Here is a 23624-nt window from a genome sequence, read left to right as displayed (position 1 = left end):
CTCGGCTTCTTGCCGGGTTTTTTTAATTGTGAGAAAATATAATGAATATAAAGGAATACATATGCCATACTGACTCTATATCCTTTGTATGATGAAATTAGCAATTAAAGGGGGAAATAATTTGGGATTAAAATCATTACAAGAGACGTGGGATTTAGATGCCTTTTTTAAAGGAGGCAGTTCTTCATCAGAATTTATCACATACTTAGAGCATATACAGCAGCTATTAGATGAGTTACGACAAAAGGTAGATGCCTTTTCAAAAGAAGATACACAAATTGAAAAAAAGTTAACAGCTGTCCTTGAAACGTATGAAATCACATATAAAAAACTAGCGCAAGCAGGTTCATTTGTATCCTGTCTACAATCTCAAAATACAAAGGATATGAAGGCGGGCAGTCTCCGGGGGTCTATTGCCAAGCTGGAAGCTGAATTAGGAACCATTCTAGCAGGGTTTGATCAATCACTTGCTGAGATTCCTACTAGCCAGTGGGAAGAATTAATGGATTCAGCCGCTTTCTCAGATGTTCGTTACATATTAAATGAACGAAGAGAACATGTGAAAGATCAACTGCCTGTTGAACAGGAAACACTCATTCAAAAACTAGCAGTAGATGGGTATCATGCGTGGGATGAACTTTATTCTAGCTTGGTGAACAAAATTACCATTCCATTTGAGCAAAATGGTGAAACACAAATGATTTCTGTAGGCCAAGCAGAAAATGCGATGGATGATTCAGACCGTGAAGTGAGAAAAGCCGTGTATCATAATTTAGAACATGCATGGACACAGGATGAACATTTGTTTGCAAGCACACTCAATCATCTCGCTGGTTTTCGTCTACAAGTATATGAAGCAAGGGGATGGGATCATATATTAAAAGAGCCCCTTGATATTTGCCGGATGAAACAAGAGACGCTCGATACAATGTGGTCTGTCATTGATGAACATAAACAGCCATTCATTGATTATTTACAACGTAAAGCTGACATGCTTGGGGTTGATAAACTAAGCTGGTTTGATGTGGGAGCGCCTATTGGAAGTGAGACAAAAACCTATTCTTATCAAGACGCAGCCGCTTTTATTATCAAGCATTTCGCAGGGTTTGGAAAAGAGCTTGCTGCTTTTACTGAAAAAGCTTTTAATGAACGCTGGGTAGAAGCTGAGAATCGCCCAAACAAACGAGTGGGCGGTTTCTGTACGAATTTCCCTGATAGCGGAGAATCACGTATTTTTATGACCTTCTCAGGGACTCCATCCAATGTAGCGACACTAGCACATGAGCTTGGTCATTCGTTCCATCAGGAAGTCATGCAGGATGTTCGGATGTTGAATCGTAAATATGCGATGAATGTAGCTGAAACTGCGTCGACATTCGCAGAAATGATTGTGGCAGATGCTTCATTAAAAGAGGCGGCCAATGAAGAAGAGCGTCTCAGTTTGTTAGAGGATAAGCTGCAGCGCAGTGTGGCATTCTTTATGAATATTCAATCACGCTTCTTATTTGAACAACGCTTTTATGAAGAGCGCAAACAAGGAGAAGTGCCAGCTGACCGCTTGAATGAGTTGATGGTAGAAGCACAGAGGGAAGCCTTTGGCGACTCTTTAGATGAATACCATCCGCATTTCTGGGCGTCTAAACTGCATTTCCATATTACAGGTGTCCCGTTTTATAACTTCCCTTACACCTTCGGATACATGTTCTCTCTAGGTATTTATGCAAAAGCATTGCAGGCTGGGGCATCATTTGAAGAGAAATATATTGCGCTATTAAAAGATACAGCGTCAATGACTGTAGAAGATTTGGCATATAAGCACCTAGGTGTCGACCTGACTCAAAAAGCATTTTGGGAAGAGGCCATTTCACTGGCTGTGGCAGATGCTGAAGAGTTTTTAGAAGCGACGAAGGCATAAAAAATGAAAAGCTCCCATTACGGGAGCTTCAGCGGTAGACAAACCCTCGCATTCTGTGTCAGTCCTGTGCGCTGGTACTCACGAATGTCAAATTCGCTCCGTAAAAGTAGCTGTCCTTCCTAGACTGCAAAGGTTTTCTATCACGCTGAAAAGAAGACAAAGGGCTAAAATCAAGTTCATTTTAGCCCTTTGTCATCAATCTTGCAGCTCCCATTACGGGAGCTTTTTTGCTGGTTTTAACCATCCCAGCATCGTCTGAACGATGTCTTTTTGTTGCGTGAGGACTGGAATGTCTGCAGGCTGATCCCCTTTTTGTTTGTCATACATGCCAAATTGAGCATGATTACCGCCTTTTATCTCATGGTACACCGTTTGAGAAGGTAGCTGCTTTTTCGATTTTTTGATTTTTTCTTGTGTCGCCAGCCCATCTTTTTCGCCTGAAATAGATAATACTTGCAAGGAAGCCTGTTTCAAATCATCTGATGCAGGATAGGAGGCAAGGAAAAAGAGGCCGTCCAGCTTGCTTTGATTTTTCTCTGCATACATAGCGGCAGCTGTCCCGCCTAGCGAATGCCCGCCAATGTACCAATGCTTGATGGCTGGATGACTTTTGAGGATATCCTCTGCCTTCTTCGTATTAAAAATCGCGAAGGAAAATGGCATGTCTGGGATAAAGACCGAATAGCCTTTCTTCATCAGCGCATTCCCTAGATAGGCATACGCAAGAGGTTCAACTTTTGCCCCAGGATATAGAATGATGCCAGTATCGCTTTTTGATGCTTCAAATGAATATATCCCATTTTTATGATCGACCTGCTCAATCTTCATCTGCTTTTTTAACGCTTCCGATGGTCCATATGTAAAGCGGCTCCATGTATAGAAAGCACCAAAAGCTAAGATGATGAGTGCAAGTAATGTAATACCGGTGATCTTCAGTATTTTCTTCATCGTATGTCCCTTCTTTCTCATGTACATATTAAATATACCATCATTTACTCTTCTGCCAAACGGCAAGTACGCTGATCCGGTTGTGTGATAAAGTATTAATCCATTAGCACTGCATTTGGCTGTTATTTACAATCTGAATGAGAGGGCTTAAAATAGGTGTGCATTCAGAAGTAACGGAGGAAGAAAGAAATGAAGCAGGAACATTCTCAACTTTGGATTGAAGTGAAAAATTATGTACTCATTTTAATAGGATCAGCCATCGTGGCGGTTGGCTTTAATACGTTATTATTACCAAATCAGATTGCTGCTGGCGGTGTGAGTGGAATCAGTACCATTATGCAGTCATTCGGTTTTGAAGCTGCATATGTACAATGGGGTCTCAATATTCCGCTCTTTATCGCAGGCTTTTATTTATTAGGTGGAACATTTGGGGTAAAAACGCTCGTTGGTTCTGTCTTTTTACCTTTAATGGTGTTCTTAACAAGACACATTGCTCCTGTCACCCATGAAGCACTGCTCGCCGCAATATTTGGCGGTGTAGTGATTGGGATCGGGATTGGGCTCGTTTTCCTCGGCAATGGTTCAACGGGAGGAACGGCACTTGCGGCCAAAATCATCAATAAATATACAGGGCTGACGTTAGGTACTTGTTTAGCGATGATGGACGGTTTGATTGTTTTGGCGGCCATGACTGTTTTTGGGATTGAAGAAGGACTGTACGCTGTGATCGGAGTGTTCATTTCTAGTAAGACGATTGATGTGGTACAGGCTGGCTTTAGTCACTCGAAGATGGCCATGATTATTACGGGCCATGAGGATGAGGTCAGACAGGCGGTGTTTGATCAAATTGATCGTGGTGTAACGAAGATTTCAGCAGTAGGTGGGTACACCGACCATGACCGGCCTATTTTAATGTGTGTGGTAGGGCAGTCACAATTCACAAAGTTGAAACAAGTGGTAAAAGCGATCGATGCATCAGCATTTGTCATCGTCATGGATGCAAAAGAGGTGCTTGGTGAGGGTTTTAAAAGGGCGTAAACAAGGATATAATAACGTTGACCAAATGATTGTAAGGGAGGGAAATACATGAAAAAGAGCGGATTAACGCTTCTTTTTGTCGCTATGCTTTTTGTACTTGCGGCCTGTGGAGGAAATTCAAGCAGCAGTGATAAAGAAGGCAGTAAAAGTGCTTCAAGTGTGAGCAGTGGTGAAGAGATTTATCAGCAAAACTGTATTGGCTGTCATGGAAAAGACTTATCTGGCGGAGGCGGCCCAAGCCTGAAAGAAGTCGGGAAGAAATATAATGAAAGCCAAATTGCAGATATTGCCCAGAACGGTAAAGGATCTATGCCAAGCGGAATGGTAGATGAAAAACAAGCAAAAGAAGTCGCCAAATGGCTTGCAGAGAAAAAATAAAACCTTTGTCTAATCGACAAGGTTTTTTTATTTTCTATTTGTAGAAAAAGACTTTTGGATAGTATGAAAACGTATTATATTAAATTTTATTTAAAAAATAAGGGTAAAAAGACACGTTTTTCGGTTTTGATTGCTCTATTTACCTTTTATTTATAAGTTTTGAAATATAAATGTAATACCATTGCGTCGATTCATGACGTATAATTGGAGTTGTTGAAATTTAGACGATTCAATTTTTTCATCTTTTTGGATGAAAAGGACATAAATTGCTTGTGCGTATCGAAGGGTATGTGCGTGACCATACATAACGTTTTTTGACGAGAAGTGTCAGAACATCATGATAAGCTGTTTGACAGCGAATAAGAAAAGATTAGGTGATTACATGATTGAAATGAAGGAAGTCTATAAGATCTATCCTAATGGTGTAAAGGCGATCAATGGAATCAATGTCTCTATCCATCCAGGAGAGTTTGTGTATGTTGTTGGTCCCAGTGGCGCTGGTAAATCCACGTTCATTAAAATGATGTATCGTGAAGAGAAGCCAACAAAAGGGAAAATCTTAATTAATAACAAAGATTTAGGCTCGATGAAGGAAAAAGAAATTCCTTATGTGAGAAGAGAAATTGGCGTAGTATTCCAAGATTTCAAACTGCTTCCAAGTCTCACGGTCTTTGAGAACGTGGCATTTGCTCTTGAAGTCATTGGTGAACAGCCAAGTATTATTAAGAAAAAAGTGCTTGAGGTACTTGATTTGGTGCAATTAAAGCACAAAGCTCGTCAATTTCCAGATCAGCTTTCCGGCGGTGAACAGCAGCGTGTATCGATCGCTCGTTCGATCGTCAATCATCCTGAGGTTGTCATTGCAGACGAACCGACAGGAAACCTTGATCCAGATACTTCATGGGAAATCATGAAGACACTCGAAGAGATTAATAACCGCGGAACAACAGTCGTCATGGCGACACACAACAAAGAGATTGTAAACAGCATGAAGAAACGCGTCATCGCAATCGAAGATGGAATGATTGTGCGTGACGAAGCAAGAGGGGAGTACGGAATTTATGATTAAAACTCTCTCGCGGCATTTACGTGAGAGCTTCCGTTCACTTGGAAGAAACACGTGGATGACATTTGCATCAATTAGTGCGGTCACTGTCACATTGATTTTAGTTGGGGTTTTTCTTGTTATTATGCTCAACTTGAATAACATGGCATCGAACGCTGAGAAAGAAGTAGAAGTAAAAGTTCTCATCGATTTAACGGCGAATCAAAAGCAGCAGGATGAATTAAAAGCAGAAATTGAGAAGATTCCTGAAATCAGTGATGTGAAATATTCATCCAAGGATGATGAACTAAAAGCACTGATTAAAAGCTTTGGTGAAAATGGACAATCTATGGGACTGGTTGATCAAGAAAATCCATTGAATGATGCGTTTATTGTGAAAACAACAGATCCCCACGATACACCAAAAGTAGCGAAGAAATTAGAAAACCTAAAAGGGACGTATAAAGTCACTTATGGAAAAGAAGAGGTCAGCCGACTCTTTAATGTTGTCGGAGTGGCGCGTAATGTCGGCATCGCACTTATTATTGGGCTTTTATTTACAGCGATGTTCTTGATTTCCAATACGATCAAAATTACGATTTTTGCTAGACGTAAAGAAATTGAGATTATGAAACTAGTAGGTGCAACGAACTGGTTTATCCGCTGGCCGTTCTTCATCGAAGGATTACTACTTGGTGTATTTGGCTCGATTATACCAATCGCTGTATTGCTTGGCACGTATCAATATGCTGTCGGCTGGGTGGCGCCAAGGGTACAAGGTTCATTTATTTCAATGCTTCCATACAATCCGTTTGTCTATCAAGTATCACTGATCCTTCTATTGATCGGTGCCATTATCGGTGTGTGGGGAAGTTTAACGTCCATCCGTAAATTCTTGAAAGTATAAATCTATTTATATTGATGGCAGCACTCGAAGATTCTATAGAAGATGTGACCGGTTGATCCAATTCATCCGGTCGACTCTTCATGCAGGCAGTTGTCATGGGAGGGGAATATCGTTTTGAAAAGAAAGCTGATAATGGCTGGAATGGCAGCGTTTATTGGAACAACGTGGCTATACATTCCAGGGAACGAAAATCGTGCATTCGCATACGAAGACCTAGATCAAAAACGTCAACAAATTGAAGAGAAAACATCGAAGACTGAATCAACCTTGAAGAAAAAGAAATCAGAACTGGCAAAGCTTGAAAAGAAAGAATCAAAGCTCAAGCAAGAAATTGAAAAAATTGACCAAAAAGTAAGTGCCGCAACTGAAAAAGTCGCTGAAAAAGAAAAAGAGGTCAAACAGACGAAACAAGAGATCAAAAAACTAAAAAAAGAGATTGAAGTCATCAACGAGCGAATTGAAAAGAGAAAAGCGATTTTCAAAGATCGAATTCGTTCTATGCAAAAAAGTGGCGGTACAATCAACTATTTAGATGTGCTGCTAGGTGCTCGTAGCTTTAGTGATTTTGTCAGTCGTGTGGGAGCTGTTACAACCATCGTCGAAGCAGATAAAGACATGATTACAGAACACGAAAATGATTTGGAGCTAGTAGAGCAAAAAGAAGCAGAGCTAAATAAACAGCTAAGTGGACTTGAAACATCTTTGAAAGAGCTTGAAACGTTGAAAAAGGACCTATCTAAACAGCAAAAAGAAAAAGGAAAAGTCCTTGGTCATGTAACGGAAGAAAAAGAACATGCACATGATGAACTAGGAAAGCTTGAAAATGAACAAGAAATTCTAGCGAATCAGAAAGCGGCGGTAAAGTCTGAAGAAGCACGCCGTCAAAAAGAAGAAGCGAAGAAAGCAGAACAAGCAGCTGCTGAAAAAAGTGCACCTGCACCAAGTGGAGGATCTGATCAAGTGTCAGATACACCAGCAAGTAGCTCAGGTTTCATTAAGCCAGCTGCAGGCCGTTTCTCATCAGGCTTTGGCGGACGTTCTGGCGGACAGCACTACGGATTAGATATCGCTGCAAAGGGCACTGTATCTGTCGTTGCAGCCGCATCTGGAACAGTCACGAACTCAAGCTACTCGTCGAGTTATGGAAACGTGGTGTTCATTACACATAACATCAATGGCCAAACGTATCAAACGGTATACGCTCACCTTTCAACAAGAAGTGTGTCAACAGGTCAAAGAGTCGAGCAAGGTCAATTCCTTGGATATATGGGCAACACAGGTCAGTCTTATGGCCAGCATCTTCATTTTGAAATTCATAAAGGATTATGGAATGGCGCGAAATCAAATGCAGTCAATCCAGCGCAATATATCCGCTGACAAAAAGCCGATAACAGCATGTTATCGGCTTTTTTCAAGTAGATGAAGTTAAAATAACAGCAGTAATCCGGCAATAATAGGTGTTAAAAGCACAGCGGATTTTAAGAGAGGTTTCGGCGCAAGGCGTGTAAATTTTGCCCCAATAAAAGCTCCTAATACGGTACCGATTAAGATCTGAACGAGCAGGATAAAGTCAACATAGCCTTCTGAAATATAACCAATTCCACCGCCAATAGAGATTGGAATAATCACTAGCATCGTTGTGCCAACAGCTTGTCTAATAGACAGCTTCAGCAAAATCAAAAGCCCCACTTGAATAAATGGTGCTGATCCGATACCGAACATCCCTGAAAGCATCCCTGATACAAGGCCTAATATAATGCCCCTGATCAGCAATTGGCGTGAAGAAAGCGGCTGCTGCTCAGCATCTTCTTTTAGGACAAACAATTTGATCATCATAAAAACAGCAGATAAAAAGAGCATACCAGCTGTTAAATAGTGCAGGCTATCCTCTGGAATAAAAGGAGCCACTTTTGCTCCGGCAAATGAAGCAATACAAGCTAGTGCACCGACAATCAAACCTGATTTGAGCTGGATATTTCCTTCCCGGTAGTGGCTGTATGCACCAGATAAAGTCGTAAATGCCATAGCAGCTAAAGATGTCCCAAGTGCAGTATGGATTGGTACATCAAAGATTAACGTCAGCAATGCGATGACAAAACCAGCCCCGCCAGCTCCTACAAACCCTAGTAAAATTCCTAATAAAAGCATCGTCAATATAATATACATAGCGAAGACTCCTTCTCGATCGTAACAAAATAAAAATTACACCTATTGAAATGATTAGTCAAGCCTCCTTAGGAGAATGTCTTTACATGAAATCCCTTCTTCTGGCATATAATAACTCAGGTCATCAGGAAGAGTTGAAGAAGGAGGCCAAATATGAAAAAACAAATCGCATCCATCATGGCAAGTGTCATTCTCATCATAAGTGCAGGGGTTATGACGCATAAAGAGGCGACTCAAGCGGAGTCACCGAAAGCGGCTGCAGTGGCTGGACAAGCTCAATCAAGTGATCGAGCGAAGGAAAACGGAATGGAGAAAATTGAGAAAGCCTATGACCTCATTTCGAATGAATATGTAGAGGAAGTGGATCGTCAAAAGCTGCTTGAAGGTGCCATACAAGGAATGCTTTCAACCTTAAATGATCCGTATTCAGTATACATGGACAAGCAAACCGCAAAGCAATTTTCGGATTCACTTGATTCCTCATTTGAAGGAATTGGGGCAGAAGTTGGAATGGATGAAGGAAAGATTATCATTGTCTCTGCCTTTAAAAAATCCCCTGCGGCAAAGGCGGGTCTGAAACCGAAAGATGAAATCATCAGCATTGACGGTGAGTCGATGAAAGAAAAAAGCCTAAACGATGCTGTACTGAAAATAAGAGGAAAAAAAGGAACGTCTGTCGCCTTGAAAATCAGACGAAATGGAATTGAAAAAGAGCTAACATTCCATATCAAACGAGAAGAAATACCGCTTGAAACCGTAACGGCTTCAATGAAAGAGGTCAATGGTCATAAAACAGGCTATATTGCGATCTCTAGCTTCTCTGAAGATACGGCGAAGGATTTCACGGCAAGTTTGAATAAGCTCGAGAAAAAGGGCATGGAAGGCCTTGTGCTGGACGTGAGAGGAAATCCTGGCGGCTATCTACAAAGTGTGGAAGACATTTTGAAACATTTTATCACAAAGGATCAGCCATATATTCAAATTGCAGAACGGAATGGCGATCGAAAACGATATTTTTCAAAACGAAAAGAACAAAAACCATACCCGGTCAATGTCTTAATTGATAAAGGAAGTGCATCCGCTTCTGAAATTCTGGCTGGTGCCATGAAAGAAGCAGGGAAGTATGAAGTGGTAGGTGACGTTTCCTTTGGTAAAGGAACTGTGCAGCAGGCGGTACCAATGGGAGATGGGAGTAACATTAAATTAACGCTGTATAAGTGGCTGACACCGAAAGGGAATTGGATTCACAAAAAAGGCGTTGTGCCGACCATTGCGATTCATCAACCAGATTACTTCACCGTTGGCCCGCTCCAGCTGAAAGAACCGCTTCAGCTTGATATGAACAATGAAGAAGTCAGACAAGCACAGACATTGTTAAAAGGGTTATCATTTGACCCTGGCAGAGTAGATGGATATTTTGACGAAGAAACGAAAAAGGCTGTACTCGCATTTCAAAGCACATACAATCTCGAAAAATCAGGTGTGATTGATTTAAAGACAGCGAAAATGATGAACAAGATGGTAGATGAAGTGAAATCTTATGAAAAGAATGATCTTCAGCTACAAACTGCACTAAAAGCACTATATCTCAAAAAATAAAGAGGCGAATAAATGCCTCTTTTTTTTGGTTCATTAGTGTTACGAACATGTAATAATTTATTCTTAAAAATATATTATATCGAGAAATATATTCATTTATTTTACAAAAAACATAACATTCCTTCGAATTTACCCGATAACATATTTATATAAGAGACTTTCTGTTGATTTAAACATGTCATGAAAATGAAACTTTTGAAAGTTGTATGTTACATAAATAATTCTTACAATAAAAAGTAGCACTCATTTTAAATATTTTATTTTTTGCGGATATTCAGCTTAAGCATTGAGCTGTACCGAGGTTTGCGCTTTTCTTAAAAGAACTAGTAAATGGGGGTACACAATTGAAAAGGGCAAGTATTGTGAGAGAGAAAAAATATTACGAGTTGGTAGAGGAGCTTAAGAGTCGTACGAAAGATGTGACGTTTTCGGCTACAAAGGCATTAAGTCTACTCATGCTGTTAAGCAGGTACTTGGTCAATTACACAACGGTAGAATCAGTCGACGAGATCGATGAAGACTGTGCTGAGATATACTTCAATTATTTAATGGATAATCATAAGAGACTTGGTATAAACTTAACCGACATCAAGAGGTCCATGCAGCTTCTCGGCGGCATACTAGATGTAGATGTAAATCACTATTTAAAAGATTTTTCACTGTCGAATGTCACACTTTGGATGAATCAGGAGAAATAAACCTGATGTCAAGCATCGATTTATTTGATAGAATAAGAGAAAATGCTTGACTTGGGCGGTGAACGATAATGAGCTCGGAGTGGATGGGAGCCGGATTAAAAGCGGTCGGTCTGTTTTTAATCCATCCTCTTTTTTATTTTATGATATTAATCAGCCTATTATATGGCTACATCCGCGTAAAGCGGGAGAGAAAAGCGTTTCAAACAAGAATAGAAGATGTTTACGATGAACTGAAATTTACATATTCAAAAGGATGGGTTCCAGGAATTTGTCTATCGATCATATCTGTAGGCTTAGGGATTTCCCTTCCGCCTGGATTCATCGTGCTGATTGCAGCGATGACCATCGTTTTCTCTTTATTCTTTAAGGCGAGTGCGCTTTCGTCTGCATACACACTCGGTTTCAGTTTTATTGCGGCATTTGGACTGATGTCTGTTCAAGTGAGCCATTCTTGGCTGCCGCAGCTTTCAATGATGAATGCATCAGCCGTTGTGATCCTGTTAGGGCTACTGTTAATGACCGAAGGCATCTTAGCCTATCGAACGGCGCATTTACGTACATCGCCTGCAATGGTGATGAGTGCGAGAGGACTTTTGATCGGCCAGCAGCGAGCAAACCGTCTGTGGCTTCTACCACTTGTTTTGCTGATGCCGGCAGGTGAATGGACTTCTTCTCTGCCATGGTGGCCTGTGCTTCAAGTGCACGATCAAAGCTTTTCATTTATTGTGATCCCGTACATCATCGGCTTTGGCCAGCGTATTCAAGGATCGCTGCCAATTGTGAGTATTCAAATTACGTCACGCCGAATAATGATGCTCGGTCTAGTTGTTGCTGCAGTAGGTGCGGCAAGTATTTGGTTTGAGCCGATTGCGTGGGGAGCTGTTGTTCTAGCGATTGCAGGAAGAGCCTTTTTATCATGGAAGCAGAGGGCGAATGACAACGCTGCACCATTCTTTTTCTCTAAGCGGAATCAAGGGCTTATGGTGCTTGGTATCATTCCGAATACCCCTGCGGCTGATTTAAAGCTTGAGATCGGAGAAATTATTACAAAGGTCAATGGAATCGAGATCAAAACCGTTTCAGAATTTTATGAAGCACTACAAACCAACCGTGCTCTGACAAAGCTCGAGATCATTGGTCTCAATGGTCAGACAAGGTTTGAGAAACGCGCCTCTTACGAAGGGGAGCATCACCAGCTTGGTATCTTGTTTGTGAAGGACGATCCACAGCAAGAGCCAACGGCGATTTCATCTTAAAAAAGCTGCTAGAGATGGCAGCTTTTTTCTTTTGGGCGCGTTTCTTTCCCATAGGATTCGCCCCATTCACGCATGGCAAAGATAATGGGCTTTAACGTATTTCCAAGAGAAGTCAGTGAATACTCGACACGAGGAGGAACTTCCTCATAGACTTCACGGTGAACAATCCCGTCTTGTTCAAGTTCTCGTAATTGCAACGTCAAGACACGCTGCGAAATTCTTGGCAGAAGCCGGCGTATTTCGTTGTAACGCTTTGGACCGCAAGTCAAATGATAAAGGATGACGCCTTTCCATTTCCCTCCGATGACATTTGTAGTGATAGACACGGGACAGCCATGATTCACAATACTGACTGGATTGGATGGTGCACTCATCTCAACATTCCTTTCTTAAACGAAAATGGTCATAAACGAACATGTTTGTACCTAACGAACAAAAATGTGCGTACTTGAATCAATGGAAGCTTTTCTTTTACCATAGAGATAGGACATCACACATTCGGGTTGTTTGTTTTCCTATCATAACAATTTCTATTAGGGAATGGAAAGAAATTGGATTGTGGGAACACACCTGTTCATTAGAAAGGATGAATAATATGCGAGACAAAGAGCTATTAAAAAAAGAAATCATTGAGGCGTATGAATTCCGTCATGCGACAAAAGAGTTTGACCCAGCGAAAAAGATTCCAGAGGATGATTTTGCATTTATTTTAGAAACAGGAAGACTTTCTCCAAGCTCTGTAGGGTTTGAGCCTTGGAAGTTCCTCGTTGTTCAAAATGAAGCATTCAGAGAAAAATTAAAAGAGTATACATGGGGGGCGCAAAAGCAGCTTCCAACTGCCAGCCATTTTGTAATCATCTTGGCAAGAACAGATGCCCGCTATGATTCAGCATATGCAGAATACATCAACAAGCAAATCAAAGGAATGACAGACGAAACGTTTGAAATGGTCAAGGGGCGCTACAGAGAATTCCAAGAGAACGATCTTCATCTACTAGAAAATGACCGTACATTATTTGATTGGGCTTCAAAACAAACGTATATTGCCTTAGGTAACATGATGACAGCTGCGGCACAGATCGGCATTGATTCATGCCCAGTTGAAGGATTTAGCTACGATCACATCCATCGTATCTTAGAAGAAGAAGGGTTACTGGAGGATGGTCAATACGACATCTCTGTCATGGCAGCCTTTGGTTATCGTGTCACTGAGCCAAAACGCGGCAAAACACGTCGCCCGATGGATGAAGTAGCTGTTTGGATTCGTTAATCGCTGTTTGTCTGAAAAAGGCTGTTGACAATTGCGTGGTTAGTCAGTATATTTAAAAAATAAAATCTTTGACGAATATACAAATTTGACTATAAACGCTTTGACTTGAGAATAGTAAATGAACATCCGTTTTTTAAGAGAGCTGCGGGTCGGTGCAACGCAGTAAAACGAATCATTGAACTCGCTCAAAGAGCGGTAAGACTGAATGAATAGTAAGTCTTTACGTGTGACCTCCGTTATCGGGTTTTAAGTTGGATTCAGCCATGGCTGAATCAATAAGAGTGGTAACGCGGTTGCAAGGTCAGTCGTCTCTTCCAGGAGATGGCTGGCCTTTTTATATGCTTTTATCTCATATTTGTCTGAAGATTCAAATTTAAAGGAGCTATAGAAAATGGAAAAGGAACATGTGCAGTTAAAACGAACAATGACATCAAGGCATATTATGATGCTTGCACTTGGCGGTGCCATCGGTGCTGGTCTGTTTAAAGGAAGCAGTTCTGCCATTGATATTGCGGGTCCTGCTGTCATTTTGGCATACATGATTGGTGGTCTTATTTTATTATTTATTATGCAAGGACTTGCCGAAATGACCGTTGCACGACCTGGAGCAAGAACATTTCGTGACTTGATTGAACCTGTGTTAGGAAAGTATCCGGCCTATTTCTTAGACTGGATCTATTGGAAGATGTGGGTGCTGAACATTGCAGCAGAAGCGATTGTGTCGGCCATCTTTATTCAGTACTGGTTCCCACAAGTGCCAATCTGGATGCTTGTGTTAATCATTTCACTTGTAGTCACAATCATTAATGTTTGCTCAGTCAAAATGTTTGCTGAGACAGAGTATTGGTTGGCTTCTATTAAAATTGCTGTCATCATCTTATTTATTATCATTGGATTTACCATGCTATTTGTCTCATTTGGACAGCATGCAGCACCTGGATTGTCTAACTTAACGGATCACGGTGGATTTTTCCCAAATGGTACTGGCGGATTAATTGCAGCAATGCTGGTTGTCGTGTATTCATATGGTGGGACGGAGATGATTGGGGTCACGTTAGCAGAAACAAAAAACCCTGAAAAAGTCATCCCAAAGGCCATTCAAAGTACGTTTGTACGCATCATCGGTTTTTATGTACTACCGTTCTTTATCATTGTCAGCTTAATCCCTTGGAATCAAGTAAACAATGAGCAAGTAAGTCCATTTGTGACAGTGTTTGCAACAATCGGAGTACCGTATGCTAGTGATATCATGAATGGTATTATCTTACTAGCGATTTTGTCTTCTATGAACTCTGGCTTGTATGCTTCATCACGGGTGCTTTATACACAGGCAATGGATGGCCGTGTATGGAAAGGATTCTCCAAGCTGTCAAAACAGCAGGTGCCTGTTCGAGCCATCCTTGTATGTACATCTACCTTGTATGCAGCTGTATTGATTTCTCTTTTTGTAGGAAGTCAAACGTTTAATTACTTAATGGGCTCTTTAAGTTACACAGTTCTATTCATCTGGTTTATCATTGCTGTCGGTCATTTGAAATCTCGAAGCGTCGCACAGCCAGGCGGATATCGCGTGAAGCTGTATCCTTTCACAACGTGGTTTTCAGTTATTGCGATCATGGCCATTTTTGTCGGCGTTGTATTCAATACACCAATTGTTCAAACGCTGGTCACCATGGGTATTTATTTAATCATTACACTATCTTTCTTTATTAACAGAAAACGGTTTGAAACAGCCGTCTAATTTATTAAAAAGCGTGCAGGACCTTCTGAAGGGTCTCGCACGCTTTTTTTAATGCTGTTTATATTGCTTGAAGTGGACAGGGGATTGAACGGGATGTGGCTTTGCCTGAAGGCCATAGCTATCCCTGACGATATAAAGCGGCCGGTCCTTGGCTTCATCGTAGATTCGGCCGATATACTCCCCAATCATGCCTAACATAAAGAGGATGATCCCGCTAAAGAATAGCTGAATGACAATTAATGAACTCCAGCCGGTGATGGTGCTGTTTGTAAAAAGCTTTAAATATAAAACTAGAAACATCGAAATGAAGCCAATAGCTGAAAGGGCAATACCTGCCACGCTGGCTAGCTTTAAAGGTTTGTAAGAAAAAGATGTGATCCCATCCATCGAGAGCTTGAGCATCTTTTTGAGAGGGTACTTTGTTTCTCCTGCCAACCGCTCATCCCGAACATATTCTACCGCAATCTGTTTGAAGCCAACCCAGCTCACTAATCCGCGGACAAATGGGTTTTTCTCGCGTATTTTTTTCATTTCATGACACACTTTACGATCCATCAATCTAAAGTCGCCGGTGTCGATAGGAATATCTACTTCGGTGATTTGACGTAGCACTCGGTAGAAAAGGGAAGCCGTGTACTTTTTGAAAGCTGTTTCGCCTTTTCGTTGCGTGCGGACCGCGTATACGACCTCATAGCCTTCCTTCCATTTTTCAATCATGTCTAAAATCAATTCAGGTGGATCTTGTAAATCCGCATCAATCACTACGACAGCTTCTCCCTTTGCATAATCCATTCCCGCTGTAATGGCAATTTGATGCCCAAAGTTACGAGAAAAATCAATAAGTCTCACATGCGGATCGGTCTGGCAGTACCCTTTAATCAGTTCAGCTGTTCGATCTATACTGCCGTCATTGACGAAGAGAAGCTCATATGCTTCTCCCGTCGAATCCATGACGGTCTTGAGGCGCTGATACGATTCATGGATCACAAGTTCTTCATTATACACTGGGACTACAACAGAGTATTGTATGTTCTTTTCCATCAGTCATCGTTCCTCCCTTTTAATAGATGAATTAATCAACGGATAGTTCATAAAGAGTACCGCTCTCCATTCCGCCCATTCGTCCATTTGACTGATCATTTTGTTTTGATTGTTGGCTGTCTGTTTGCTGATTCGTTTTGGATGTAGAGCTGTTCTGCCATTTAGAAGCAGATACTTTTTTGCCATTTTTTTGAATCCAAGTAAGAATGTCAGAGCTGCCGCCTCTCATACCAGAAAGATAGAAGTATTTGATTTTGCCGTCTTTAACGAGCTGTTTGAATTCATTAAGCGTGAGAATGTTATCAGATCCACTAAATCCACCTAATGCCATAACAGCTTTTCCTGTTTTAATAATGTAAGGCGAAGCAGTGGTTGCATCTGTTGTCCCGAATAGGAATTCTTCTCCCGTATTGTTTTTCTCCAGATAGCTGATCAGCTTTTCATTGACTTGTGAACTCATGCTCCCACTTGAAGTTGCAAGCTGAGGCCCAGCCTCTGGCAGCATACTGTTTCCTCCGTAAAGAAGAGGTGTGCTTGCCCAGTATAGGGGTGCGATCAGCATGCCAAGGATGGCAATGAGAGACATGAATTGTTTTAGTTTTTCTTTCCCTTTTATCAAAAGTAGAGAAAGGATCGTTCCAATACCAATGATACCGACTGCAATGCTTAATCCAAGACCGATTGTGCTTGTAAATGTGGATAGGATAAAGATTTCAAATGCGGTTGTGACGAATATCGCAATTGGCAGTAGCCATTTTTTAAAGCCAGTTCCTGTTTGAAACAATTGAGTCATAGACACCCATCCGGCTCCTGCTAATACAGCAATTGGCGGTGCCAGCATGATTAAATAATAGTGATGGAAAAATCCTGCTATACTGAAAAATGCAGCAACGGGTATAAGCCAAGCTAACCAAAATAGTGTTTCTTTTTGTTTTGTATTGAGCCGTCTTCTTTCAAAGGCTGTCGAGAAGAAGAGACCAATCGCACCAAAGAGCGCAAATGGAAGCAGCCAGCTGATTTGATCGGACAGTTCAGATTGGAACAGACGTAATGGTCCTTTTGTTCCTGTTCCAAACATGCCAGAACCACTTCCCATTTTTCCGCCCCCACCATTTGGCGGTCCATCACCATTACCGCCTGAAGGCATATCAGGTGGTGTTGTGCCGTTTGCATTGCTTGGTGGTCCTTGCATTGAAGGCTGTTCCTGACTGGATGATTGGTTTGAACTGTCTGAGTTGCTTTGATTTTCATTAGATGGTGGCTGAGGCATGGTGGATGAATCAGTGTCATTTTGCTGATCACCCTGCTGTGAAGGTGGCTGTCCCTCACCCTGATTTGTGCCGCCTCCTCCACCAGACTGTTGACCAGTCAACCGCTGAAGACCATTGTAACCAAAGGCTAATTCTAGTGCTGAGTTCGATTGACTTGATCCCATATAAGGACGATTGTCTTTGGAAGTGAGATCAACCGCTATAGACCATGAAGCAGATACACCTAAAAGAACAATCATTGAAATCATCAGTGATAACAACTTTTTCTTCCATGTCGTTCGATAGGCAATGATGTAAAACAGGACGAGAGCCGGTACAATCATATACGCTTGTAGCATTTTTGTATTAAAACCGACACCGATCATTGCAAAAGAAGCAATCGCCCAAAGCACTTTCTGCTGTTTCACAGCCTTGAACATCATGGCTGTTGCGAGTAAAAGAATAAAGACGAGTAAGCTGTCAATGTTATTTGTACGAGATACAGCAACTGCGATTGGTGTACACGCCATAATGAGCGCTGACAGTCTTGCAGCAGCCTGACCAAATGTAGGTTTGACTAGGCGGTAGATTAAATAAACAGATCCAATGCCAGCTAAAGCTTGGGGTAAGATCACACTCCAGCCATGCAGGCCAAAAATTTTGGCACTGATCGTTTGCAGCCAGAAGGCGAGCGGTGGTTTATCCACCGTGACATAACCTGAGGGATCGAACGAAGCAAAGAAGAAATTATGCCAGCTTTGCATCATACTTGTGACCGCCGCTGTATAATAAGCGTTCACCGTATCGTCGTTCCAAATGTTATAAATGTTTAAAATGGCAGATAAAATCAATATGAAAAATAAATAAAGATCAAATTTCTGAAAGCGTCTAATCAAAAGCTTGTCACTCCTTTTTCTTAACTTGAAAAAAGTGTAACAAGCAAATATGAATAAATTGTTAATAAAAAAAGGCCAATTCTTTATTTTTCTGTTGAATAAAAACAGCTCTAGGAAAGAGCTGTTTTGTTTAAGATGTCATCTTATTTTATGAGGAGACAGGCGGAGTTTCAGAGGTCTCTGCACTTGGTAATTGTATAATAGCGGTCGTACCTAGGCCTTGTTCAGATTGAAGAACGAACGTGCCACGATGTTTTTTTATAATTTGATAAACAATGGCTAGTCCAAGACCAGAGCCGCCATCTTTTCTTGTGCGGGCTTTATTCACTCGATAAAAACGCTCAGAGACATGAGGGAGATCTCCTTTTGGAATTCCGCTGCCTTCATCTGTAATTCTCAATTCAGCAGTTTGTTGGTGAACGAATAATTCAATCGAAATCGATTTTCCTGAAGGCGTGTAATGGATGGCATTGTCCAATAAATTACGAATGACTTGCTCAAGTCGATCGCTATCACCATAAATAATACAGTCCTCTTCAAGTTCTCGGTTGAACGAGATTCTCTTTTGACTAGCAATGAATGTCATTTGATCAAGAACATCATGAATAAGCTGCGCAAAGACGATCGGCTCCATCGTTAGTGGGTAAGATTCCCCCTCTAACTGTGCGAGATCAAGAAGGTCATGTACGAGCCGGCTTAATCGTGTGGATTCGTCTTGAATAATCTGCATGCCTTTCTTTTGATCAATAATGCCTTCTTCAATTCCTTCAGCATAGCCTTTCATATAACTTAAAGGCGTTCTCAGTTCGTGGGAGACATTGGCAAGGAACTCTCTGCGATGCTGTTCAACTTTTTCTAAGGTAGAGGACAGTTTATTAAAGGAACGGCTCAGCTGATTTAACTCATCCCCTTTTTTGGTCACAGCCATGCGTTTTGAAAAATCACCAGATTCCATTTCCATTGCAATTTCTTTCATTTGATTGATCGTCCTTACGACTTTATTAGAACTTTTATATCCAATAAAGAAAATCAAAAGCAGGATAATTAAAATAGAGATGCCAAGTGTTAATCGAATTTGAACAAACGGTTCATACACATCAGATAAAGGCATAGAGAGGAAAATGGTTCCTGATAAATCATTTTTGTTTGAGAACACAGGGATGGCAATTCCGAGAATATCTTGATGAAACTGGGGGTGTTCTCTAATTAACACAACTGTTTTCCCCTGAAGAAGCTTTTGGCGTTCTTTAAACGTAATGAGGTTATCGTTTGTATTCGTATCGAAAGGAATACCGCTTGAAAGCTCCATAGGATCATCAGTAAAAATAACACTTGCCTGACTTGAGTCATTTGCCCACTTCATTCTGTCAGTAAAATATGTGTCTTTCCCGTGTTTGTGATAGATTTCTGCCAGCTTCTTTCCTTGTAAACTTAAAGAGTCAATCTGTTTATCTATATATAAGTGCTGGTATAAGTAATAAGTCAGGGCAAGAGCTGAGGCAGCAACGATGCCTATAACGGAAAGGATTAAGAAAAGCACTTTCCTTTTAATAGATAATGGCTTCATTTGTCCTCCTCAAACTTATAGCCGACACCCCAAACGGTCTTAATATACCGTTCCGCTTCCTTTAATTTCAGTCTTAGTGTTTTAATATGTGTATCGACTGTTCTTAAAGAGCCACTAGGTGAGTGTGATTCCCACAATTTTTGATAGAGCTGTTCACGGGAAAAGACTTGGCCTTGATTGAGCAGAAGAAACATAAGTAAATCAAATTCTCTTCTTGTTAAATTGATGGGCTCTTGCTTGAGATAGACTTGTCTGCCATCTTGATCGATCTCCAAGTCACCAATCATGATTCGACTGCGCTTTAAAGAAAGACCTCTAATTCGTCTTAATGTCGTTTCAATTCTAGCTGCAAGCTCACGTAGACTAAAAGGCTTCATGATGTAGTCGTCTGCTCCAATTTCCAGCCCCTTAATGCGATCCTCTTCATAACTTCTAGCTGTTAAAAATAAAATGGGGATTTGAGAGGTTTGCCTAATGCGCTGGCAGACTTCGAATCCATCCATATCTGGCATCATAATATCCAATACAACAAGGTCAATGGCCTCTTTTTCAAGCTGATGTAAGGCGCCCGTGCCATTATTTGCAGTTATCACGTGAAAGCCTTGTCTCTGCAAAAAGGATCCGATTAACTCAAGCATATCTAATTCATCATCTACTATTAAAATATTCATCTGTTCTTTCATTTCTTTTCCTCCAACATGATAGCATAAGGTCCTGCTGGGATGTTCAGTCGGTTCTTCAACATAAATGTATGTTTGTCGATGACGGATACTGAATTGTCATCTAAGTTACTGACATATATAGATGAGGAATCAGCAGTGATATAATTCGGATTTTGACCGGTCTCAACAGAGGAAAGCAGTTTGTTTTTCTCGGTATTTACTTTATATAGTGTATGGTCTCCATGACATAATACATATAAAGTAGAAGAGTTTTTTTCTGAAAAAAATGCGACTGGCATAACACCTAGTTTGATTTCTCGCTGTTTTTTACCTGTTTTAGGGTCGTAAGCAAAAATGCTCTTATTTAATGTGCCCGGTTTACCGTGTCCTCCAACCCAAATGGAATGCCCATCAAAATGAATGCCAGATGGCCGTTCTAGGACGGAAATCGTTCGTATCTTTTTTTTCTTTTCAATATCAATGACTGAAACAGAATGACTTTTTGCATTTAAAACAAACAACGTTCCAGAAGAAGACAACGCCATAGAAGAGGGTAATGTCCCGGTCTTCACAGTTGCTTTAATTTTCTTGTGCACTGTATCGATAAAATAAACGACATTTTTCTCTGAATCGGTCACAAGTAAAGTGTTGGTATCCGCATCATACGCAAGTGAAGTCAGACCTTTATTCACATTCATATAGTCCGCTGCTGTTCCTTTTTTTAAATTGATTTCTATAAGAGATTGTCCTTCCTTACTTGATGCAATGATCACGTCTTTGTTGATGTGAACAAGATCAGTGAGAGGATGTTTTAAATCAACGGAAGAGACAATTTTATTTTTTTGTAAATCAACGATTGAAAAGGAGGCTTTTTTTAGTTGAGAAATGACAGCAATTGATTGAGAGCTGCCAGGGGGCGTAAATTGCTGGTCTTTTCCGCAGCCTGCTAGGAAAAATAGTAGAGCTGGCAAGCATATTAAAAAATATTTCACTCGTTTCATCCTTCTGCTCCTTTGGTGCTCTATTTTCAAAAAGCATAACACAAAAATTGTGAAAAAAAATCGAAGTTATGAATGCTGGAAGATATGAAAAGAAGTTTTTAGGTGGGGAAGTAGAGGTAAATGAAAGCTGAAATTTCTTTTTCGTCTATTTATATGACATTTTTTCATGAGTAAAAGATCATTTTCACAGTTTGATCATTGTATCCATAATCGGTTACAGTAACAAATAATCATAGCTCCCCCGCCCTAAATAGAGCGAAGGGAGTCATTAAGCAGAGTGTTCAGATGAATGAGAAGTGGGTTTCGTTTTTAGACGATGAGAGAGGAGGAAACCAAGAATACCTGCGCCCATTAATATGATAAATAAAGATTGAAAACCACTTAATATACCAATTAAAGTAGATGAAATGATACTTCCGAAATATCTAAAGGTAGAAAAAATCCCAGATGCAGAGCCGGATAAACTCTGATCAACAGATGTTAAAGAAGCCATCTGCATGCTAGTCATGCCAATACCTGATGAGATCCCCCCAGCGACTAATGTGATGATAAGGAGTGGTAAATTTGGGTAGCTGCTTAGTGTGATCAGCATAACACCTGATAAAGTAAGACAGAGAAATGAAAATCGAATCATTTTTTTGGCACCTTTTATTGGATGGAGCTTTGCCCCGAGTAATCCACTAATAGACATACAGAGTGAAAAGATCGAAAGGAAAATCCCGCTTTGTGTATGAGAAAGCGCGAGTTTTTGCTCCATAAACAGCGGCATAATGAGAAGAATCGCGTACATCACAAAATTACTAAGCATGATAGAAAGGTTAGCGTTCGTAAAGGTACTGTTTTTAAATAATGTTAAATCAATGATGGGATTTGTAACTTTCCGTACGTGTTTGAAAAATAAAGGAATGGAAATGACCGCTAGAACGCCATAGATCATGTATTCGTTTAATAATTGGCTTTTAGTAAACAAAATGAGTGTGGCGATCCCGATTGTTAAGTATAACGAACCGATGATATCTACATTGGCTTGTAAACGCGTATGTTTCATCTTCGGAATCATAAAAACGCCTGTCACAAGTGTGAGAATCAAAAATGGTATATTCACTAGGAAAATGGAATGCCAGTCAAAGCTCTGAATGAGAATAGAGCCGATAAAAGGTCCAAGTGCGGCACCAATTCCCGCTCCAAAACCGAAAAAACCCATAGTTTTAGAAAGCTTTTCATGTGATACTGTTGCTCGAATTAAAGCAATGCTGTTCGGTGTTAATATAGCTCCGCCTGCCGCTTGAATTGATCGGAAGCTAATAAGAAAAGCAAGATTAGGTGCGAAAGCACATCCAATGGAGCCAACCAAAAAGAGTATCACACCAGCTAAATACATGCTGCGGTGGCCGTATATATCTCCCAGCTTACCCGCAATAGGTTGAGTGACTGCCATGACAATTAGATAAATTGTGACCACCCAAGTAATGTTTGATATGGATTGCTCGTAATAAGTTGATATGGATGATAGAGCGACTGCGATCATGGTTGAATTGACTGGAACTAAAATAGCTCCAAGCAGCAAAGAATAAATGATCAAGTTCTCTTTTTTAAGATTCAATGTGTTTACCACCTTTGTAAAAAAGAAGAATTTCACCCAATTAAGTGGGAGAAATTCCTCTCATGAAAATGTGTGTGCATGTCTCAATAAAGTCTTCTTTTTGTGTTAAAACAAGCTGAATGTCTTGCTCTAGCTGTTGAATGAAAAAGCCAAAATACGTGCTAATAAATATATCAGCATAGATGTCTTCTTTTCCTTCTAATACACGATGCTGAGCACTCATTTTTTTGAAATAATGAATCAGCATGTCTCTCAATTCTTGAGGATAAATTTTTTCATGGTCTGTTAAATCTTTAAACATAGCGGGTTCTCTCATGCTGATATAGATAAATTCTTTTTTTGAAGTCAAATCTTCAAGGAAATAGCTACCGAGAAATTTTAAATCGGTGTATAAATCGTCTTTAAATTCAGCTTCAAGGGTTTTGGTCGGTGTTGATTTCATTTTCATAATGGCAGCAATCACGCCGCGTTTGTTTTTAAAGTTACGAAAAATTGTCGCTTCACTTACATTCGCTTTTGTCGCAATTTCTTTTGTCGTTGTTTTTTGATAGCCCTTTTCAGACAATAATTCCATTGTTGCGCGAATGATCCGCTGATTTGTTGATTTTAACAAGCATACTCACCTCAGGTTATGAATGTGTTT

Annotated in this window: 21 protein-coding genes and 1 other annotated feature; of the genes, 11 read left to right on the top strand and 10 right to left on the bottom strand. The window is 40.5% G+C overall.

All coding sequences use genetic code 11. From position 1 onward, the window contains the following. The first annotated feature begins 121 nt into the window (after window positions 1-121). Entirely contained in the window at window positions 122-1915 is a 1794-nt protein-coding gene (locus tag MHH31_RS16270; RefSeq protein ID WP_274660538.1) for a M3 family oligoendopeptidase, read from the top strand. A 213-nt stretch (window positions 1916-2128) separates the two neighbouring features. On the opposite strand, the gene MHH31_RS16265 is transcribed toward MHH31_RS16270, so the two are convergent. Beyond that, complete coding sequence (locus MHH31_RS16265) at window positions 2129-2863, bottom strand: alpha/beta family hydrolase (RefSeq protein WP_342462015.1); 735 nt, start codon at window positions 2861-2863, stop codon at window positions 2129-2131. A 189-nt stretch (window positions 2864-3052) separates the two neighbouring features. On the opposite strand from MHH31_RS16265, the gene MHH31_RS16260 reads away from it, so the two are divergent. The 5 genes from MHH31_RS16260 (at window position 3053) to MHH31_RS16240 (ending at window position 7608) form a co-directional block, all read left to right on the top strand. Next, the gene (locus MHH31_RS16260) at window positions 3053-3901 is read left to right on the top strand and encodes a YitT family protein (protein ID WP_035389657.1); all 849 of its coding nucleotides are present in this window, start codon (window positions 3053-3055) and stop codon (window positions 3899-3901) included. Window positions 3902-3949: 48 nt separating this feature from the next. Continuing rightward, entirely contained in the window at window positions 3950-4279 is a 330-nt protein-coding gene (gene cccB, locus MHH31_RS16255; protein WP_008348231.1) for a cytochrome c551, read from the top strand. 382 nt (window positions 4280-4661) lie between these two features. Continuing rightward, window positions 4662-5348, top strand: coding sequence for a cell division ATP-binding protein FtsE (gene ftsE / locus MHH31_RS16250; protein WP_008348229.1), 687 nt, complete (start codon window positions 4662-4664; stop codon window positions 5346-5348). Beyond that, window positions 5341-6231, top strand: coding sequence for a permease-like cell division protein FtsX (gene ftsX / locus MHH31_RS16245; RefSeq protein ID WP_024719915.1), 891 nt, complete (start codon window positions 5341-5343; stop codon window positions 6229-6231). The genes ftsE and ftsX overlap by 8 nt, the downstream gene beginning before the upstream one ends. 114 nt (window positions 6232-6345) lie before the next feature. Then, window positions 6346-7608 carry a M23 family metallopeptidase gene (locus tag MHH31_RS16240; protein WP_039169766.1) on the top strand — a complete coding sequence of 421 codons (1263 nt, stop codon included), beginning with the start codon at window positions 6346-6348 and terminating at the stop codon, window positions 7606-7608. A 48-nt stretch (window positions 7609-7656) separates the two neighbouring features. Here the strand turns inward: MHH31_RS16240 and MHH31_RS16235 are convergent, their stop codons facing one another. Beyond that, on the bottom strand, window positions 7657-8397 hold the full coding sequence (locus MHH31_RS16235; RefSeq protein WP_017368130.1) for a sulfite exporter TauE/SafE family protein: 741 nt from the start codon (window positions 8395-8397) through the stop codon (window positions 7657-7659). A gap of 153 nt (window positions 8398-8550) precedes the next feature. Between MHH31_RS16235 and MHH31_RS16230 the strand changes: the two genes are divergently transcribed. From MHH31_RS16230 to MHH31_RS16220, 3 genes are all read left to right on the top strand, one after another. Beyond that, the gene (locus MHH31_RS16230) at window positions 8551-9996 is read left to right on the top strand and encodes a S41 family peptidase (protein WP_041091482.1); all 1446 of its coding nucleotides are present in this window, start codon (window positions 8551-8553) and stop codon (window positions 9994-9996) included. A gap of 344 nt (window positions 9997-10340) precedes the next feature. After that, a complete protein-coding gene (locus MHH31_RS16225; protein ID WP_007500014.1) occupies window positions 10341-10694 on the top strand; it encodes a swarming motility protein SwrAA in 354 nt (117 codons plus the stop codon). An 83-nt stretch (window positions 10695-10777) separates the two neighbouring features. Further along, complete coding sequence (locus tag MHH31_RS16220; protein ID WP_082515448.1) at window positions 10778-11950, top strand: PDZ domain-containing protein; 1173 nt, start codon at window positions 10778-10780, stop codon at window positions 11948-11950. Between the two features lie 8 nt (window positions 11951-11958). Here MHH31_RS16220 and MHH31_RS16215 read toward each other — a convergent pair whose 3' ends face one another. Continuing rightward, window positions 11959-12324: a winged helix-turn-helix transcriptional regulator gene (locus MHH31_RS16215; RefSeq protein ID WP_045033986.1), complete on the bottom strand. Its 366-nt coding sequence runs from the start codon at window positions 12322-12324 to the stop codon at window positions 11959-11961. A 221-nt stretch (window positions 12325-12545) separates the two neighbouring features. Between MHH31_RS16215 and MHH31_RS16210 the strand changes: the two genes are divergently transcribed. Beyond that, entirely contained in the window at window positions 12546-13220 is a 675-nt protein-coding gene (locus MHH31_RS16210) for an NAD(P)H-dependent oxidoreductase (protein ID WP_045033987.1), read from the top strand. 91 nt (window positions 13221-13311) lie between these two features. After that, window positions 13312-13536, top strand: a binding site (T-box leader). 75 nt (window positions 13537-13611) lie between these two features. Next, window positions 13612-14961, top strand: a complete 1350-nt coding sequence (locus MHH31_RS16205) for an amino acid permease (RefSeq protein ID WP_008348215.1) — start codon at window positions 13612-13614, stop codon at window positions 14959-14961. Window positions 14962-15009: 48 nt separating this feature from the next. Here the strand turns inward: MHH31_RS16205 and MHH31_RS16200 are convergent, their stop codons facing one another. The 7 genes from MHH31_RS16200 to MHH31_RS16170 all read right to left on the bottom strand — a co-directional run bounded on the left by MHH31_RS16200 (window position 15010) and on the right by MHH31_RS16170 (window position 23594). After that, complete coding sequence (locus MHH31_RS16200) at window positions 15010-16002, bottom strand: glycosyltransferase family 2 protein (RefSeq protein ID WP_058336974.1); 993 nt, start codon at window positions 16000-16002, stop codon at window positions 15010-15012. 31 nt (window positions 16003-16033) lie between these two features. After that, window positions 16034-18148: a glycosyltransferase family 39 protein gene (locus tag MHH31_RS16195; protein ID WP_058336973.1), complete on the bottom strand. Its 2115-nt coding sequence runs from the start codon at window positions 18146-18148 to the stop codon at window positions 16034-16036. Window positions 18149-18296: 148 nt separating this feature from the next. Further along, window positions 18297-19715 carry an ATP-binding protein gene (locus MHH31_RS16190; protein WP_058336972.1) on the bottom strand — a complete coding sequence of 473 codons (1419 nt, stop codon included), beginning with the start codon at window positions 19713-19715 and terminating at the stop codon, window positions 18297-18299. Further along, complete coding sequence (locus MHH31_RS16185; RefSeq protein ID WP_025208049.1) at window positions 19712-20398, bottom strand: response regulator transcription factor; 687 nt, start codon at window positions 20396-20398, stop codon at window positions 19712-19714. Before MHH31_RS16185 ends, MHH31_RS16190 begins: the two co-directional genes overlap by 4 nt. After that, window positions 20395-21378: a YncE family protein gene (locus MHH31_RS16180; protein ID WP_144679143.1), complete on the bottom strand. Its 984-nt coding sequence runs from the start codon at window positions 21376-21378 to the stop codon at window positions 20395-20397. Before MHH31_RS16180 ends, MHH31_RS16185 begins: the two co-directional genes overlap by 4 nt. A gap of 268 nt (window positions 21379-21646) precedes the next feature. Continuing rightward, window positions 21647-22981, bottom strand: a complete 1335-nt coding sequence (locus MHH31_RS16175) for an MFS transporter (protein WP_212359823.1) — start codon at window positions 22979-22981, stop codon at window positions 21647-21649. A gap of 40 nt (window positions 22982-23021) precedes the next feature. Next, on the bottom strand, window positions 23022-23594 hold the full coding sequence (locus MHH31_RS16170; protein WP_008348201.1) for a TetR/AcrR family transcriptional regulator: 573 nt from the start codon (window positions 23592-23594) through the stop codon (window positions 23022-23024). Between the last annotated feature and the right edge of the window lie 30 nt (window positions 23595-23624).

The sequence above is a fragment of the Bacillus sp. FSL K6-1033 genome (assembly GCF_038630765.1).
Taxonomy (GTDB): Bacteria; Bacillota; Bacilli; order Bacillales; family Bacillaceae; genus Bacillus; species Bacillus altitudinis.
The sequence above is the reverse complement of the archived record's forward strand: the minus strand, read 5'-3'. Positions and strand labels throughout refer to the sequence as shown.

What these genes read in the sequence shown, in the direction of transcription:
- MHH31_RS16265 (WP_342462015.1), bottom strand. Translation starts at nt 2,863, where the DNA reads ATGAAGAAAATACTGAAGATCACCGGTATTACATTACTTGCACTCATC.
- MHH31_RS16260 (WP_035389657.1), top strand. Translation starts at nt 3,053, where the DNA reads ATGAAGCAGGAACATTCTCAACTTTGGATTGAAGTGAAAAATTATGTA.
- cccB (WP_008348231.1), top strand. Translation starts at nt 3,950, where the DNA reads ATGAAAAAGAGCGGATTAACGCTTCTTTTTGTCGCTATGCTTTTTGTA.
- ftsE (WP_008348229.1), top strand. Translation starts at nt 4,662, where the DNA reads ATGATTGAAATGAAGGAAGTCTATAAGATCTATCCTAATGGTGTAAAG.
- ftsX (WP_024719915.1), top strand. Translation starts at nt 5,341, where the DNA reads ATGATTAAAACTCTCTCGCGGCATTTACGTGAGAGCTTCCGTTCACTT.
- MHH31_RS16235 (WP_017368130.1), bottom strand. Translation starts at nt 8,397, where the DNA reads ATGTATATTATATTGACGATGCTTTTATTAGGAATTTTACTAGGGTTT.
- MHH31_RS16230 (WP_041091482.1), top strand. Translation starts at nt 8,551, where the DNA reads ATGAAAAAACAAATCGCATCCATCATGGCAAGTGTCATTCTCATCATA.
- MHH31_RS16220 (WP_082515448.1), top strand. Translation starts at nt 10,778, where the DNA reads ATGGGAGCCGGATTAAAAGCGGTCGGTCTGTTTTTAATCCATCCTCTT.
- MHH31_RS16215 (WP_045033986.1), bottom strand. Translation starts at nt 12,324, where the DNA reads ATGAGTGCACCATCCAATCCAGTCAGTATTGTGAATCATGGCTGTCCC.
- MHH31_RS16210 (WP_045033987.1), top strand. Translation starts at nt 12,546, where the DNA reads ATGCGAGACAAAGAGCTATTAAAAAAAGAAATCATTGAGGCGTATGAA.
- MHH31_RS16205 (WP_008348215.1), top strand. Translation starts at nt 13,612, where the DNA reads ATGGAAAAGGAACATGTGCAGTTAAAACGAACAATGACATCAAGGCAT.
- MHH31_RS16200 (WP_058336974.1), bottom strand. Translation starts at nt 16,002, where the DNA reads ATGGAAAAGAACATACAATACTCTGTTGTAGTCCCAGTGTATAATGAA.
- MHH31_RS16190 (WP_058336972.1), bottom strand. Translation starts at nt 19,715, where the DNA reads ATGAAGCCATTATCTATTAAAAGGAAAGTGCTTTTCTTAATCCTTTCC.
- MHH31_RS16185 (WP_025208049.1), bottom strand. Translation starts at nt 20,398, where the DNA reads ATGAAAGAACAGATGAATATTTTAATAGTAGATGATGAATTAGATATG.
- MHH31_RS16180 (WP_144679143.1), bottom strand. Translation starts at nt 21,378, where the DNA reads ATGAAACGAGTGAAATATTTTTTAATATGCTTGCCAGCTCTACTATTT.